Below are 15,586 nucleotides of genomic sequence, written 5' to 3'. Positions count from 1 at the left end.
AGCTCCTTTGCGTACGGTTACTGGCAACTAGTCTAGGATACCGATTCGCCGCCGTTCGGCCGAAACGACTAAAGCCCAGCCAGAATATTTACTGGCTGGGCTTTAGTATCTGAGCTCTGTTACTGAGTGAAGAACTCAGGTGCGGCTAGTCGCGCGGGACCTCGACTTCTTCGAAGGCCTGAATGATATCGCCTACCTGGATATCCGGGTAGGACAGAACCATACCGCACTCATAGCCGGCATTAATCTCGTTGGCGTCATCCTTCTCGTGGCGCAGGGACTCGATCTTGGCATCGGAGGTAATGACGTTTCCGTCGCGCACGAGGCGCACCTTGCCGTTGCGCTTGACCTTGCCCTCGGTAACCATACAACCGGCAATGGTGCCGACCGCGGAGGACTTGAACAGCGCGCGGATCTCCGCTGCACCGGTGTCGCGCTCCTCGTAGATGGGCTTGAGCATGCCCTTCAGCGCTGCCTCGACCTCTTCGATAGCACGGTAAATCACCGTGTAGTAGCGGATATCAACGCCCTCAGCGTTAGCTTCCTCAGTTGCCTTACCCTCAGCGCGGACGTTGAAGGCGATGATGACGGCGTCGGAGGCAGCAGCCAAGGTGACGTTAGTCTGCGTCACCGCACCAACACCACGGTCGATGATGTTGAGCTGTACCTCGTCGTCGACCTCGATATCCAAGAGGGCGTCTTCCAGTGCCTCGACGGAACCGGCGTTGTCGCCCTTAAGGATGAGGTTGAGCGTCGAGGTTTCCTTGAGCACTGCATCCAGATCCTCGAGGGAGACGCGCTTGCGCGCCTTCGCCTGCAGAGCGGAACGCTTGCGGGCATCGCGCTGTGCTGCAATCTGGCGAGCCACGCGGTCGTCCTCAACAACCAAGAGGTTATCGCCGGCACCTGGTACGCCATTGAGACCCTGCACCTGGACCGGGCGGGACGGACCGGCTTCTTCCACATCGTTACCGAATTCATCGAGCATACGACGCACGCGGCCATGGGCATCGCCGACCACGATGGAATCACCGATGCGCAGCGTACCGCGCTGGATGATGACCGTAGCCACCGGGCCTCGACCGCGGTCGAGGTGAGCCTCGATGGCAGAGCCCTGCGCGTCCATGTCCGGGTTAGCGGTGAGCTCTAGGGAAGCGTCCGCGGTCAGGATGACAGCCTCGAGCAGGTCGTCGATGTTGATGTTGTTCTTCGCAGAAATATCCACGAACATCGTGTCGCCGCCGTACTCCTCCGGAACAAGTCCGTACTCAGTGAGCTGACCACGAATCTTGTCCGGGGAAGCTTCCGGCTTATCAATCTTGTTAACCGCGACGACCACAGGGATATCCGCTGCCTTCGCGTGGTTGATTGCCTCGATGGTCTGCGGCATCACGCCGTCATCAGCAGCAACCACCAGGATGGCCAAGTCGGTGGACTTAGCACCGCGGGCACGCATGGCGGTAAACGCCTCGTGACCCGGGGTATCCAAGAAGGTGATGGTTCGCGGACCGTCTTCAACGTCCACCGTGGTTTGGTAAGCACCGATGCCCTGCGTAATGCCGCCGGCCTCGCCCGCACCTTCGTTGGTCTTACGGATGGTATCCAGAAGGCGGGTCTTACCGTGGTCAACGTGACCCATCACGGTCACGACTGGCGGGCGCTTCTCAAGGGCTTCTTCGCCGCCCTCGTCCTCACCAAATTGCAGGTCGAAGGACTCGAGCAGCTCGCGGTCCTCATCCTCAGGGGAGACAACCTGGACCTCGTAATTGATCTCCGAGCCCAAGAGCTGCAGGGTGTCCTCAGATACGGAGGCCGTAGCGGTCACCATCTCACCGAGGTTAAAGAGCGCCTGCACCAATGCTGCGGGATCCGCACCAATCTTCTCAGCGAAGTCAGCCAGGGAAGCACCGCGGCGAAGGCGAACAACCTTACCGCCGCCATCAGGCAAGCGTACGCCGCCTACCTCATGCTTCTGCTGCTCTTCAAACTCATGGCGCTTCTGACGCTTCGACTTCTTGCCGCGACGCGGTGCGCCACCGGGACGTCCGAATGCACCAGCGGTGCCACCGCGGCGTCCGCCGCGTCCACCACGGAAACCTCCGTGGCCTGGACCGCCGTGGCCTGGACCACCACCGCGGCCGCCACGACCGCGACCGCCGCCGCCGCTACCTGCGGCCTTCGACGGCATGCTGGCCGGATTAGGATGCGAAGGCATCATCGCTGGCGAAGGACGACGTCCACCGCCACGGTTGCCATCGCCTTGCGGGCGTGCGCCGCCCTTACCGCCGCGGTTATCTCCCGGCTTGCCGCCAGAGCGCTGACCCTTGCTTCCGCCCGGGCGCGGCCCTGGGCTGGGTCGATCACTGGAGCTACCCGTGGAGAACGGGTTATTGGCCACGCGGCGGGTACCGCCAGGCTTCGGCATAGAACGCGGGGTAACTGCGCGTTCGCCACCCTTGCGCTGTGCTCCGGGCTTTGGAGCGCCGCCCGGCTTCGGGGCACCGCCCGGCTTGGGAGCGGCACCCGGCTTGGGGGCGCCGCTCTGCGTCGGAGCAGCACCTGGCTTCGGGGCACCACCTGGCTTGGGGCCAGGTTTTGGTGTGGCTGCTGGCTTCGTTTCTGCCGGCTTCTTCTCTGCAGTCTTCTTGGCAGCAGATTTCTTGGCAGCGGAAGCAGGGGTGGCTGCAGACGTGTTCTTGTCTGCGGGCTTGTCGTTGCCACCCTTTGCTTCATAGTGTGCGCGCATCTTCTTGATCACCGGCGGTTCGATGGTCGAGGATGCGGTCTTGACGAACTCGCCTTGTTCCTTCAGCGTGGCGAGCAGTTCCTTGCTGGTTACACCGAGCTGCTTTGCCAACTCGTGTACGCGTAGCTTTCCGGGCACTTGTCTCCTCTTTAATCTTTCTAGGAGCCAAGGCCGCGGAACACGGCTTGACCCCTAGTTAATGGCTATGGACTTTCATCGCTGATGCTGCTTCATCGTTGTGCGCTCATCAGTGTTCGGTCTTCCTTTTTAACTCTGGGCCGCACGGGCGATTGCCCGCCGACTGCACCTGCTGCTGAGCAGCGAGGTACTCACGTACGTGACCTGTGTCCACGTCTGTGGACAATCGGAGCGCGCGCCTGAAGGCACGGGTTCGCTCCGCCAGCTCTACTGCTTCCAGATCCGGTCTAATCCACGCTCCCCTCCCGGGAAGGCGGCGGCCTGGATCCGGAACAACACGGCGTCCTGAAGGATCGTCCCTATCGGCGACCACCCTGAGCAGTTCCGTGTCGGGATGCTTTTGACGCGTAGCAATACACGTGCGGAGCCGCTGTCCTTGAGACATCCAACTCCTTACGTCGTATCGCCACTATTCCTGCGCCACAGCATTCCTGCATGTGGGCCGTTGTCTACTCTACGCGAAAACGGGCCAAACCTTTAATCCCACCGCAGGCCCGTCGGAAAGCTAATCGCGAGCGGCATCAGAGTGAATATCAATCTTCCATCCAGTCAGGCGCGCCGCGAGGCGGGCATTCTGGCCTTCCTTACCGATTGCGAGCGAGAGCTGGTAATCCGGCACAGTCACCTTGGCCACTTGCGCCTCCGAGTCGAGGATCTCTACGCGCACGACCTTTGACGGAGCAAGAGCGTTGCCCACATAGACGGCAGGATCTTCGTTGAAATCGATGATGTCAATCTTCTCACCACCAAGTTCACGCATCACGTTGCTCACGCGCGAACCCTTCGGGCCGATGCACGCGCCCTTGGCATTGAGCCCCTTAACGTGACCGCGCACGGATACCTTCGAGCGGTGGCCAGCCTCGCGGGCAATAGCAATGAGCTCAACCGAGCCATCAGCAACCTCTGGGACCTCCAGCTCGAACAGGCCACGCACCAGCTCAGGGTGAGTGCGCGACAACGTGATCTGCACCTTGGCTCCGGTGCGGTTCACGCCCACGACGTAGGCCTTAACGCGGTCGCCATGCTCGAGCTTCTCCCCCGGCAGCTGCTCGGCGGGCAGCAGGAAAGCATCCTGCGAGTCGTGTTCGGTACCCAGCTGCACCACGACGACGCCGCGCTTGTTCGCGTGAATATCGCGCTGGACGACGCCCGACACAACCGTTCCGGTGAGCTCCGAATAGGAATCGTAGGTTCGTTCCGCCTCATTCTCGCGCAGCTTACGCAGGATGGCATCGCGGACCGCCTGCGCGCCGATGCGCCCAAAGTTGTCGGGAGTGTCGTCGTATTCACTGATGACCTCTCCAGTCTCCGGATCACTCTCGGTCACGACGACGGTGACAGCACCGCTATCGGCGTCGATGTCGACGCGAGACTTCGTACCTTCCGCCTTGGTCTCGGCTGACTCGGCACGGTGATCCAGGTAGGAATACAAAAGGGCACCCGCAATCGCTTCGAGCAGGTCCTTTACCGGGACGCCGCGCTCGCGCTGAATCGTGCGAAGTGCCTCTAGGTCAATATTCACTTGTTAGTCCTCTCGGGTTGCCGAGTTCTGCTCGGCGAAGTCGAACGTCTGCTGTGCCGCCTCCAGCTCCATGGCTGAAGGTTGGGCAAATTCAATTTCTACCACTGCGCGGCTTAGATTTTCCAATCGCTCAACCTGATAGCGCACCTCCTTTTTCACAGTGGTGATGAGCGCCACGGATTCTTCATCCTCGGACAGCGCTCCGATACGGGCGACGCGGGTCGTGCCAGGTTCCTCGGTGAGCGCGTAGCCCACGAGCCTCCCTTGGTTGCGGCGCCAGTGGCGCGGGGCACTCAGCGGAAAGTCCACCCCCGGCGTCGACACCTCCAGGGTGTAACCCGCGCCAAAGTTGAGGGTGCCCGCCTCTTCCTGTGCATCAAAGAGCGCCGAAATCTCCTGCGAGAGCTCCTCAATGAGATCGGAACTTGGGCGTTCGTCACCGTCAACACGGATGATGACCTGAGATTTCTTTCCTGCACGAGTGGTCTTCACGTCCTCGATGTCGAGGCCGCGCGCGGCGGCGACAGGCTGCAGGATTTCGGTTAGTTGCGCGGGTGTTGGGAATGCCATGCGCTCTAGACTAGGACACCCGGGTAGGGTCTATCGCGTGAACCGCCGAGTAGTTGTGCCCACCCTCTTAGTCTGCGCCGCCCCCTGGCTGGGCGGCTGCCAAGCCACCGACGCGATCGTGGATTATTTTGGCCCCCATGCAGACCCTACGTTGACCTCTCTGGCTCACGATGCCAGCGCCGACGCCCACGCACTGCAGAAACTCGATCCCGATGCCGCGTCCCTGCGCGCGCAGCACGCAGACGAGCTTTACTCCGAAATTGAGCGCCTCTGCGGCCGCGACGAGGAAGGACACGTTCCGCGCTCCTGCGAAGTGAATCGTGAGGGTGAAGCACACGAGGCCACCGATGCGGCTGCCGTGCTTGCCGCAGCTTCTTCATCGACTGAGGAGCAGCTTGACGCGGTCTCCCCGGAATCTCGGCCCTTGCTCGTCGCCCAAGCCATCGCAATGGAGGCCCGCTCCACCGATGAACCGGGCGCTGTGCCGGAGCTGACGGAGGGTGACGCTGACCTCGCCACCGAACTCTTGGACTGGGAATACCAGCAGGTGTATGCCTTGGACTTTGCTCGTTCCTATGTCACACCTGACGTCGAAGAGCTGGTTGATGAGCGCCTCGCTCTGCACGAGAGCCGCGTCCTCGCACTCCAAGAAGCAGTAGCCAAAATCGGACCAGTGCCACAGCCCGCAGCGGCCTACACCTCGTCCTCCGGTGAGCTGCCCGTAGACGCCGCCTCAGCGCGCGCGTTCCTTGACGACGTCGCGCATAGTGACACGGTGACATGGGCCTTCGCCGCCTCACAGGAGGCGCCCAACCAAGCGGCACCCAATGCTGAATGGCGAAGCTGGCTTATTTCTGTAGCCGCCCAATCTCACCGCATCAGTGCAGCTTAATTCCTCCCTCGCGGGCTCGATTTTCCTGAGCTACCGACGTTTGGCGTTCTTTTCGGCGTACAGCGACCAGGCATAGCGCATGACCGGAATCTGCAACGGCAGACGCACCGCGTGGTAGATCTTCTTGCCGGTTGATGCCTTGCCGCTTTCTAAGTCCCTGTAGGCCTGGTAGAAGTTCGCCGGCCACACGGCGGCGAGCAAAGCTAGGGCTGAAAGGCCGCCTGCAGGCCGCGTCGATGGGTTCGCCAGGAGCGCACCGGTAACCACTTCCCAGGCGCCAGAGGTGAAGTTGTAGAAGCGAGCCGACCCTGGAAGTTGTGGCGGGATGATGGACTCGAAGGGCTTCGGCTTAGCAAAATGCAGCACTCCCATGGCAGAGAGTGCTGCAGCCATTGAATATGCCAGTGCGGGGTGGTGAGAACTCATACCCGCGAGCCTACGCGCTTAACGCACCTAGCCGCGGATGAGCTCCGTTAAGGTGTCCACGATGGAGTCTGCGGGGACCTCACGCGTTTCGCCGCCACGGATGCGCAACTCAATGATGCCGTCCTTGAAGGAGCGGCCCAGGATGGCGATAAAGGGCATACCCAGCAGCTCCGCATCCTTGAACTTCACGCCCGGGGAGACCTTGGGGCGGTCGTCGAAAAGCACCTCGATGCCAGCGCGATCTAGGTCCTCCACCAGCTTCTGACCGGCCTCGAGGGCAGCGGCGTCCTTGTTGGCCACGGCCACGTGCACCTGGTACGGGGCCACGGCCACCGGCCAGTTGAGGCCCTTCTCATCGTGGCGCTGCTCCGCCAGCACGGCGAGCATGCGCGTGACACCAATGCCATAGGAGCCCATGGTCGGCACGGCACGCTTGCCGTTCTCATCCAGAATCTGGACGTCGAATGCTTCGGTGTACTTGCGGCCCAGCTGGAAGATGTGGCCCAACTCAATGCCGCGCTCCAGGGTCAGAGTGCCCTGACCGTTCGGCGCCGGGTCACCCTCCTTGACCTCCGCGGCCTCGATGAACTCATCCACGGTGAAATCACGGCCGGCCACCAAGCCGACGACGTGACGCTGCGGGGCATCCGCGCCGGTAATCCAGGACGACCCGGAAACTACGCGCGGGTCGGCATAAACCTTCACGTCGTGGGCATTCAGGACACGCGGGCCAACGTAGCCCTTGACCAGGAAGGAATTCTTCTTGAAGTCACCTTCACCGGCGAGCTCAAACTCGACTGGCTCCAGCGACGCTTCGAGGCGCTTTTCATCCAGCTCGCGGTCACCCGGAATGAGAACGGCGGCCAGCTCCCATTCCTTCTCTTCCTCAGCGGCCGCGGGCGCAGCCACCTTGATCATCATGCACTTGAGGGTGTCTGCGGCGGTGACCTCGTGGCCGTCGACAGTAATGCCGGCGCTGTTAGCCCACTCCACCAGGGACTCGATGGTCTCGGAATTCGGAGTCTCGTGCTCCTGGGCCTCCGGCAGACCGTCGAAGGGAATCTCCTCCGGCGCCTGGGTCACTACTGCTTCCACGTTGGCAGCGTAATCGCCCTCCGTGGCGCGGACGAAGGTATCTTCACCCACCTCGGACACGGCAAGGAACTCCTCGGAGGCCGAGCCCCCCATCGCACCGGAGGTGGCCTTACAGATCGCGTAATCGATCTCTAGGCGGTCAAAGATGTTCTGGTAGGCCTTGCGGTGGCGGGCATAGGACTCATCGAGCCCCTCGTCCGTCATGTCGAAGGAATAGGAGTCCTTCATGGTGAACTCGCGGCCGCGCAGCACGCCAGCGCGCGGGCGCTCCTCATCGCGGTACTTCGTCTGAATCTGGTAGAGCGTGACCGGGAAGTCCTTGTAGGAGGAATACATATCCTTCACCGCGGTGGCGAACATCTCCTCATGGGTCGGGCCCAGCAGCATGTCCGCGCCCTTGCGATCCTTAAGCCTGAACAAGTTATCGCCGTATTCCGTCCAGCGGTTCGACTGCTCATAAGGATCGCGCGGCAGCAGCGCCGGGAAGAGCATCTCCTGGCCACCGATGGCGTTCATTTCCTGGCGGATAACGTCTTCGATCTTGCGCATGGCGCGCAGTCCCAATGGCAACCAGGTGTACACACCCGGCGCGACGCGGCGCACATAGCCTGCGCGGACGAGAAGCTTGTGGCTGGGGACTTCGGCATCAGCCGGATCCTCACGAAGAGTGCGGAGGAAAAGCTCAGAAAGACGTGTAATCATGGTTGTTCAGTCTACATCGCTAGCATGTAGCCATGCTGATCATCCTCCCTCCTTCTGAGACCAAAGCACACGGCGGCAGCGGCGCGCCCCTCAACTGGGAAGAGCTCTCTTTCCCCGCGCTGAATCCGATACGCCAAGAAATCGCTGCTGAATTGTCTTCTTTGGACCTCGACGAGGCGCAAAAGGTGCTCAAGCTCTCGGAGAAGCTGCGCGGGGAAGCCGAGTCCAACCGCGAGTTGGCGTCCTCCCCCACCATGCCCGCCCTTGAGCGATTTACGGGCGTGCTGTACGACGCCCTCGATTCCCCCTCCCTTCCCCCAGCCGCGCGTCAACACCTCGCTGTGGGTGATGCGCTCTTTGGGTTGCTGCGCGCCGATGACTCCATCCCGCACTACCGTCTTTCTGGTGGCACGAAGCTGGGTGGGCGCACGCTGAAGTCACGCTGGGGTACGGCCATCACGGATGAGCTGCGCGCGCTTGTCGACGCTGGCGAGTTCCTCATCGATATGCGCTCGGGCACCTACCAGCAGCTGGGCAAGCTCAAAGAAGCCTCCACGGTGCGCGTGGAGTCAGTGCAAGAGGACGGCTCCCGCAAGGTGGTCTCTCACTTCAACAAGCACTACAAGGGGGAGCTCGCTCGCGTACTCGCCCTCCAGGGCGAGAGCGTCTCCACCCTCGAGGATGCCGCCCGCGTAGCCCACGAGGCGGGCATAAGCACCGAACTGCGCGGCAGCGAGCTGGTGCTCGTGGTCTGATTTATCTATTTATCAATTTATCTACGCCCGCCGATTTATCTATTTATCAATTTATCTGCCTGCTATATACTTCCAGCATGACTGGAAACCCTTTTCGCCCAACCTTTGGTGCCAGCCCACTTAAGTGGGCTGGCCGCAGTGCGGTCCTCAATGACTTCACGGTTGGGCTCGACGGCGGAGTTGGCAACCCTAATCGCGCAATGCTTATTAGCGGTCATCGTGGGATGGGCAAAACGGTCCTGTTGACTGAGCTCGAGGACATCGCAGCCCAACAAGGATGGGCTGTTATTCGAGTCAGTGGTCGAAGCAATTCAGTCACTCAGCTCATCGACTCCATCATCCCAGAAAAGATCAACCAGCTGGCTTCTCCATCAACCCGTCGAATCAAAGACATACGTATAGCGGGCCTCGGTGGCATTGGTACTGAAGAGATTGGTACGCCACCAGTGCCAACATTAGAATCGCGCTTGCGCGAACTCTCCGCTCATCTCCGAGACAGCGGAATTCTACTTACTATCGATGAGATTCAGGACGCCGATCCTCATGACCTTGAGATAATCGCAGTCGCATTCCAGCATCTTGTTCGCGATGAACTCGACGTTTCCATCGTGATGGCAGGGCTTACTGCCGGTGTTGACAAGCTTCTACACCTGCCGGGAACAACGTTTCTGCGCCGTGCCCGCAGATTTCACCTAGGACCTGTTAACCCGCAAGCTACGACCAGCGCTTTCAAAGATACGGCAGCTTTGACTTCGATTGCTTTCAACGACGAAGCCGCCGACCGCGCTACTGAAGCGAGCCACGGTTATCCCTTCCTCATCCAGCTCATCGGGTACTTGGCCTGGAACGCTGCATCCCAAGCCAGTGAGACGACCATTTCCTCAACAACCGTCGACGCAGTTCTTGGTGAGGCAATCACGACAATGGGAACCCAAGTGCACGATCCTGCGGTACGTGCGCTCAGCCAACGACAACTTGAGTACCTTCACGCGCTGGCTGATATCGCAGATGAGGCGGGGACGGCCACATCTGGCGCTATCGCTCACGAGCTGAAGACAACGACGACGTCTCTCAGTGAAGTGCGCGCGCGTTTGCTAGAGCAGGGGCTTATCGATGCCCCACGGCACGGCACGGTTGCTCTCGCCCTGCCGTACCTCCGCGATTATCTTCACGCAGGCGGCGAACAAACCTACGTGGACTAAACGTTACTGATTACACCAGCGGGTTATAACGCAAACTATTGCGTTTGAGCTCGCACTCAGTGGCGATAGAGATGCCGGAGGCAATCTTTCCGCGCTCACGAAGGCGGAACATGGCGTCCACGACGCGATCACGCAAGCCCCATGGATCGATGGTGTTGATGTAGACCTTCGTGCCGCCTTCAAAGCCGGCCAAGGTCGATACCCTGAGCTTGATCATCACGCGCCACGGCTGCGGCAGATCCACGCTGGGTGGGCGGTGGTGCCACTCTTCATTGCATGCCACATCCGGCCCCACTGCGGCGTGTGCTGCATGGATCAGATCCGACATCCCGCGGACTTCGCCAGGTGTTTGTGCCCATGGTTCGCAGCGGGGCGACTTGGAGAAGATCTCCAGGGTGGGATACCTGTGGCCAAAACCAGCGAAGAGCACCGCATAGTCATTCTCTGCGATAACGAGGTTGCGCTTTGCCGCATACCCAACTGCCCAATCGTTGTACATGTTGGGGTGTGCGCGCAGAATCGCATTTTCTTGCTGGGCTGCCATGCCCAGAGCATCAATTGCGACGAGCTGCTTGTGCAGGTGGTCGAAGGACGCGCCCGCCGGTGCCAGCCAGTTCTGGAACACGGCGACATAAGAGGCATAGCGGTTTCGCTGGTAGAGCTCGCGCGTTGATTCCGCAGTAAACGTGGTGAGCAGGAAGTGCTCATCGGGGCTCAGCGTGCCGGAGGAAGCCAGCTGACTGTCGTCGACCGCACCTTCCACGAAGTGGCGCGAAGAAATGATGACATCGTGCCCACCGCCGAAGAAGCCATCGGCGAGGGCGAGGAGGGAGTCGTCGTCCAGCGCGGCGTCCTTGCCCGCCGCCTTGAGCTTGGTGCGCACCACGTTGAGTACGTGCAGGCGCCCGGCCTCATCGGCTTCATATTTCTCCTTGTGCTGAGCTAGGTCTGGGTCCATGGTGAAGCCATAGTTCTCATGCCAGTAGTCATAAGACACGATCTCAAAAAGGTTAGGAACCCGGCGAAACACCGGCTGGGTTGTGTCCAGCTCGTGCGGAAGGAGCCCGCGCTGGATCTCCCCCGAGGCCAGGATGCGGGACTTTTCCGGCGGGGTGTCCAGCATGCGCCCGGAGCAAAAAGCACAGCTGTGCGTCAAGGCGTCGGCCGTCAGGGGCTGCGGATCCTTCGCTGGACGCGAGAGCGGACGGTTTCCACGTCCCGGCACCGTCCACACCTCCGTTCCGGAGAAAGGGTTGACCTGTTTGACGGTCCCATCCGCCATGGTCTGGATAGGTTCGACGCGGCTAAAGAGTGCTTCGCTCATGCAGCCCAGCGTAGACCTCCCTGCTCACCGGTGCGACTAGACTTAAGCCTCATGCAGCACCGATTCTTTGAAGTAGATGTCTTTGCCACTGGGCCGTTTACGGGAAATCCCCTTGCTGTGGTGGCGGATGCCGACGGCTTGAGCACCGAAGAGATGCAGCGCATCGCACACTGGACAAACTTTTCGGAGACAACCTTCCTGTGCTCGCCTACGGATCCACGTGCAGACTACCGAGTGAGGATTTTTACCCCGTACGAGGAGTTTCCTTTCGCCGGCCACCCGACGCTGGGCAGCGCGCGCGTGGCGGCGGAACTGCTCGGAAAGAACGGCACCCTGATTCAGGAATGCGGAGTTGGGTTGGTCACCGTACGCCAGGAAGAGGGCCGCTTCGCCTTCGCTACCCCGCCCTTGGTGCGTGACGGGGCGCTCAACGACGCGGAGCAGGCCGAAGCGGCAGCTGTCCTCGGAATCGGCCAAGAGAGCATCGTTGACTCCGGCTGGGTGGACAACGGTCCTGGCTGGCGCCTAGTCCAACTCGAGTCTGCCGAGGCCGTGCGCGGGCTTAACCCCAAGCCCACCCCGGGCGTCAAGGTAGGCGTGGTCGGCCTCACCGAAGCCGAAGATCCGGCATACGAAGTCCGCGCCATCACCGGGCAATTCGAGGATCCCGTCACAGGTTCTTTCAACGGCGGAGCGGCCCAATTCCTCCGCGCCAAGGGCGTTGTACCTGCCCGCTATACCGCTGCACAGGGCGGCCAGGTAGGACGCAATGGCCGCGTCTATATCGATGACGATGGCGAAGACATCTGGGTCGGCGGCAACGTCCACGTACGCGTTCGCGGAACCCTGGAGTCCCAGGGATGACTGATCATTCCCTCCCCTTCGAGCTGCACAATGATTTTGCACAACGCCTGCCCCACATGGTCTCAGCGAGCCGCGGGGAAGAACAGCCAGCGCCACGAATCCTAATTCTCAATGAGCACCTAGCCGCCGAATTAGGACTCGATCCGGACTGGTTGCGCAGCGAAGCCGGACTAGCATTCCTTCTAGGCCGCGGACCAATTACTCCCCACGCAATGGCCTATGCCGGCTTCCAATTCGGCCAGTACAACCCAGCAATGGGTGATGGACGCGCCCTTCTCTTGGGCGAAGTCACCGGCCCAACTACAACACACAATCCCACGGGACTCTGGGATCTGCATGCCAAGGGAACGGGGCTGACGCCCTACTCACGTTATGGCTCTGACGGGCGTGGCACGCTGCGCTCAATGCTGCGTGAGTACCTCTTCTCCGAATCGATGCATGCCCTCGGTGTGCCCACCACGCGGTCGCTGGCGGTCATTGCCACCGGCCGCCCGATCCAACGGCAGATGGTGGAGGAAGCAGGCGTGCTTGTACGCGTTGCCGCGAGCCACATTCGTGTCGGCTCCTTCCACTTCGCCGCGCACTCGCAGGTGCCCGGACTGCTCCAACAGCTCGCCGATTACACCAGTGAACGCCACTACCCTGGCGCCGACTACCGGGAGCTGTTTACCCGCGTCATGGACGCACAGGCAGCGACGGTTGCCGGGTGGATGCAGGTGGGTTTCATCCACGGCGTGATGAACACCGATAACACCACGCTATCGGGTGAGACGATTGACTACGGGCCGTGCGCGTTCTTGGAGAGCTATGACCTCAATACCTGGTTTAGCTCCATCGATACGCAGGGGCGCTACCGCTTTGGGCGCCAGCCCGACATGCTGGGATGGAACCTAGCGCGGTTGGCGGAATCACTGCTGCCGCTTTTCGACGTCTCCCCCAACGCCGCCCTCACCTGGGCTCAGGAGGCCATCAATTCCTTTGGCGAGCGCTATGAAAAGGCGCGCCGCCGCGAAGCCGCGAGCCGTTTGCAGATTCCCGATGAGCTCTTCCAGGACTATAGTGCGGCCCTTGCACAGTCCGCTCCGGATCTCACACAAGCCAACCGCAGTCTCGTCAGCGCTGCGGCGGGTGAACCGGCAGTAGCCTATGAGATGTTTGGTGACGCCCGTTTCGTTGATGTCTACCGTGCTAGTAGCCCCAACGCCGAGTCCCTCGAGCAAACTGTGCCCCGCGTGATTCCCCGCCCGCGTCTGGTCGAGGCCGCACTCAGCGATGCTGAAGAATTCCCCCGCTTGCTTCACGCCACCACGCATCCCTTTACTGCCGCGCCAGAATACGAGCAACCGGGTGGCACGGAAGGCTACCTCACCTACTGCGGAACGTAAGAGAAGAAAAGGAAAACACACCGCCGCCCCGAGGCCTCCGTAGGAAAGGAAACGGAGTCTCGGGGCGGCGGTGCGTCTCTATCTTTCACTGCCACGCTCCCAGTCGGTTTCTCGGGCCGACCGCCCCGCGCGGCTGGGGTTCTCTCTATCTCTCTCGCATGCGCTCTCTCAAACGCACACCATTATTATGGGGCGCTCTCCTTGGTGGAGCGTTCCGGTGCACTGGACGCTCCCTGCCAGTTGCTGAGAATTACCTGCGAGGCAAGCACCTACGAGCCGAAAGGAGAAATTACTTGGACGCAAGCTGCAGGGTCTTCTGCGTGTACTCCCACATCTCGTTGTAGAGCTTCTTGTCCTTGGAGAGCTTGGTGCCGTAGGAAGGAATCATCTCCTGAATCTTATCGCCCCACTGGATCATGTGCTCACCGAAGCAGCGCTCCAGCAGCTCCACCATGATGGCCGGGGTGATGGACGCTCCCGGGGAAGCGCCGAGCAGGCCGGCGATGTTGCCCTCAGGGTTATTGATGAGGGTGGTACCGAACTCCAAGGAGCCGAACTGCGGTGCACCCGCCGGCTTAATCACCTGGACGCGCTGGCCGGCGATGACGGTCTCCCAATCTGCCGGATCTGCGCTCGGGACGTACTCCTTCAAGGTCTCGACGCGCTTGTCAAAGTCCTTGAGGACCTCAGTAACCAGGTACTTGGTCAGGCCGAACTCCTGTGCAGCAACGCCCAGGTAAGAGGTGATGTTATCCGGGCGAATGGACTTAAACAGGTCCAGGTAGGAGCCCTTCTTGAGGAACTTCGGGGACCAGCCGCCATACGGGCCAAACAGCAGGCCTTGCTCGCCATCGATGACGCGGGTATCCAGGTGCGGCACGGACATCGGCGGAGCGCCCACGGCAGCCTTGCCATAAACCTTGGCGTGGTGCTGCTTAATCAGATCCGGGTTCTTAGAGCGCAGCCACAGACCGGAAACCGGGAAGCCTGCGAAACCAGAGACCTCACGGACCCCAGCCTTGCGCAGCAGGTCAAGCGCGTAGCCGCCTGCGCCCACAAAGACGAACTTGGCGTGGATAGCCTCGTAGTCACCGGTGTGCAGGTTCTTTGCCACCACGCGCCACTTGGAACCATCGCGCTTGATATCAACGACCTCGTGGCCGTAGCGGATCTCGGTGCCTGCTGCCTTAGCCGCAGTGAAGAACTGCTTGGCCAGGGCACCAAAGTTGACGTCGGTACCAACCTCAGTCCAGGAAATGGCGACCTTCTGGGCGTTGAAGTCGCGGCCCTGCGACATCAGGGGAAGCTTTTCCTGGAAGGTAGCGTCATCATCGCTGAACTGCATGTTTGGGAACATGTGATTGTCCTTCAGCGCATCGAAGCGGCGCTTCAGGTAGTCAACCTGGATGGAACCCTGCGCAAAGGACACATGCGGAACTGGGTTGATGAAGGCCTTCGGGTCAGTAAGAATGCCGTTGTTGAGCTGGTGGGACCAGAACTGGCGCGAGATCTGGAACTTCTCATTAATGTTCATGGCCTTGGAAACATCAATGCGGCCGTTCTTCTCCGGGGTGTAGTTCAACTCGCACAACGCGGAGTGGCCAGTACCAGCGTTATTCCACGGGGAGGAGGACTCAAGCGCAGGGCCATCCAGGCGCTCGAAGACCATCTGGGTCCAGCTGGGCTCGAGCTCACGCAGCATGGCGCCGAGGGTGGCGCTCATAATACCTGCACCAATGAGTGCGACCTCAACCTCGTCTACTACTTGTGCTGTCTTCTTATCGGAGGACACTGTACTTATTACCTCTTTAAGTCGATGTATTCGATGTGGTCAAATGCCCCGCACATGTGGGTGCACAGGGCGCGGTGAGAAAGCGCTCGACGATGCTAGGGTCCAAGCTGGCA

General features: G+C 60.8%; 13 protein-coding genes. 5 read left to right on the top strand and 8 right to left on the bottom strand.

Translation table 11 applies throughout. The features are described from left to right. Positions 1 to 145: 145 nt before the first annotated feature. From infB to rimP, 4 genes are all read right to left on the bottom strand, one after another. On the bottom strand, positions 146 to 2,884 hold the full coding sequence (gene infB, locus HMPREF2912_RS04185; protein ID WP_070683364.1) for a translation initiation factor IF-2: 2,739 nt from the start codon (positions 2,882 to 2,884) through the stop codon (positions 146 to 148). Between the two features lie 109 nt (positions 2,885 to 2,993). Beyond that, complete coding sequence (locus HMPREF2912_RS12575; protein ID WP_083304493.1) at positions 2,994 to 3,329, bottom strand: YlxR family protein; 336 nt, start codon at positions 3,327 to 3,329, stop codon at positions 2,994 to 2,996. A gap of 120 nt (positions 3,330 to 3,449) precedes the next feature. After that, the gene (gene nusA, locus HMPREF2912_RS04180) at positions 3,450 to 4,466 is read right to left on the bottom strand and encodes a transcription termination factor NusA (RefSeq protein WP_070533127.1); all 1,017 of its coding nucleotides are present in this window, start codon (positions 4,464 to 4,466) and stop codon (positions 3,450 to 3,452) included. 3 nt (positions 4,467 to 4,469) lie between these two features. Then, positions 4,470 to 5,036: a ribosome maturation factor RimP gene (gene rimP / locus HMPREF2912_RS04175; RefSeq protein WP_070533129.1), complete on the bottom strand. Its 567-nt coding sequence runs from the start codon at positions 5,034 to 5,036 to the stop codon at positions 4,470 to 4,472. Between the two features lie 37 nt (positions 5,037 to 5,073). Between rimP and HMPREF2912_RS04170 the strand changes: the two genes are divergently transcribed. Then, positions 5,074 to 5,928 (top strand): hypothetical protein, encoded by an 855-nt coding sequence (locus HMPREF2912_RS04170; protein WP_070683361.1) that lies wholly within the window; start codon positions 5,074 to 5,076, stop codon positions 5,926 to 5,928. Between the two features lie 30 nt (positions 5,929 to 5,958). On the opposite strand, the gene HMPREF2912_RS04165 is transcribed toward HMPREF2912_RS04170, so the two are convergent. Both HMPREF2912_RS04165 and HMPREF2912_RS04160 read right to left on the bottom strand, forming a co-directional pair. Next, positions 5,959 to 6,354 carry a DoxX family protein gene (locus HMPREF2912_RS04165; RefSeq protein WP_070533133.1) on the bottom strand — a complete coding sequence of 132 codons (396 nt, stop codon included), beginning with the start codon at positions 6,352 to 6,354 and terminating at the stop codon, positions 5,959 to 5,961. A 27-nt stretch (positions 6,355 to 6,381) separates the two neighbouring features. Next, positions 6,382 to 8,151: a proline--tRNA ligase gene (locus HMPREF2912_RS04160; RefSeq protein WP_070683359.1), complete on the bottom strand. Its 1,770-nt coding sequence runs from the start codon at positions 8,149 to 8,151 to the stop codon at positions 6,382 to 6,384. 32 nt (positions 8,152 to 8,183) lie between these two features. On the opposite strand from HMPREF2912_RS04160, the gene yaaA reads away from it, so the two are divergent. Both yaaA and HMPREF2912_RS04150 read left to right on the top strand, forming a co-directional pair. Next, complete coding sequence (gene yaaA, locus HMPREF2912_RS04155; RefSeq protein WP_070683357.1) at positions 8,184 to 8,906, top strand: peroxide stress protein YaaA; 723 nt, start codon at positions 8,184 to 8,186, stop codon at positions 8,904 to 8,906. Positions 8,907 to 8,983: 77 nt separating this feature from the next. Further along, positions 8,984 to 10,108 carry an ATP-binding protein gene (locus HMPREF2912_RS04150; RefSeq protein ID WP_070520090.1) on the top strand — a complete coding sequence of 375 codons (1,125 nt, stop codon included), beginning with the start codon at positions 8,984 to 8,986 and terminating at the stop codon, positions 10,106 to 10,108. 10 nt (positions 10,109 to 10,118) lie between these two features. Here HMPREF2912_RS04150 and HMPREF2912_RS04145 read toward each other — a convergent pair whose 3' ends face one another. Continuing rightward, on the bottom strand, positions 10,119 to 11,432 hold the full coding sequence (locus tag HMPREF2912_RS04145; protein ID WP_210396365.1) for a DUF4921 family protein: 1,314 nt from the start codon (positions 11,430 to 11,432) through the stop codon (positions 10,119 to 10,121). A 51-nt stretch (positions 11,433 to 11,483) separates the two neighbouring features. Between HMPREF2912_RS04145 and HMPREF2912_RS04140 the strand changes: the two genes are divergently transcribed. Continuing rightward, positions 11,484 to 12,296 (top strand): PhzF family phenazine biosynthesis protein, encoded by an 813-nt coding sequence (locus HMPREF2912_RS04140; RefSeq protein ID WP_070683355.1) that lies wholly within the window; start codon positions 11,484 to 11,486, stop codon positions 12,294 to 12,296. Further along, positions 12,293 to 13,681: a protein adenylyltransferase SelO family protein gene (locus HMPREF2912_RS04135; protein WP_070683353.1), complete on the top strand. Its 1,389-nt coding sequence runs from the start codon at positions 12,293 to 12,295 to the stop codon at positions 13,679 to 13,681. The genes HMPREF2912_RS04140 and HMPREF2912_RS04135 overlap by 4 nt, the downstream gene beginning before the upstream one ends. 289 nt (positions 13,682 to 13,970) lie before the next feature. Here HMPREF2912_RS04135 and mqo read toward each other — a convergent pair whose 3' ends face one another. Further along, a complete protein-coding gene (gene mqo / locus HMPREF2912_RS04130; RefSeq protein WP_070683351.1) occupies positions 13,971 to 15,473 on the bottom strand; it encodes a malate dehydrogenase (quinone) in 1,503 nt (500 codons plus the stop codon). Positions 15,474 to 15,586 lie beyond the last annotated feature (113 nt).

It is taken from the genome of Corynebacterium sp. HMSC056E09 (genome assembly GCF_001813425.1).
Lineage (GTDB): Bacteria > Actinomycetota > Actinomycetes > Mycobacteriales > Mycobacteriaceae > Corynebacterium > Corynebacterium hesseae.
This window is presented reverse-complemented; position numbering and strand designations above follow the sequence as displayed.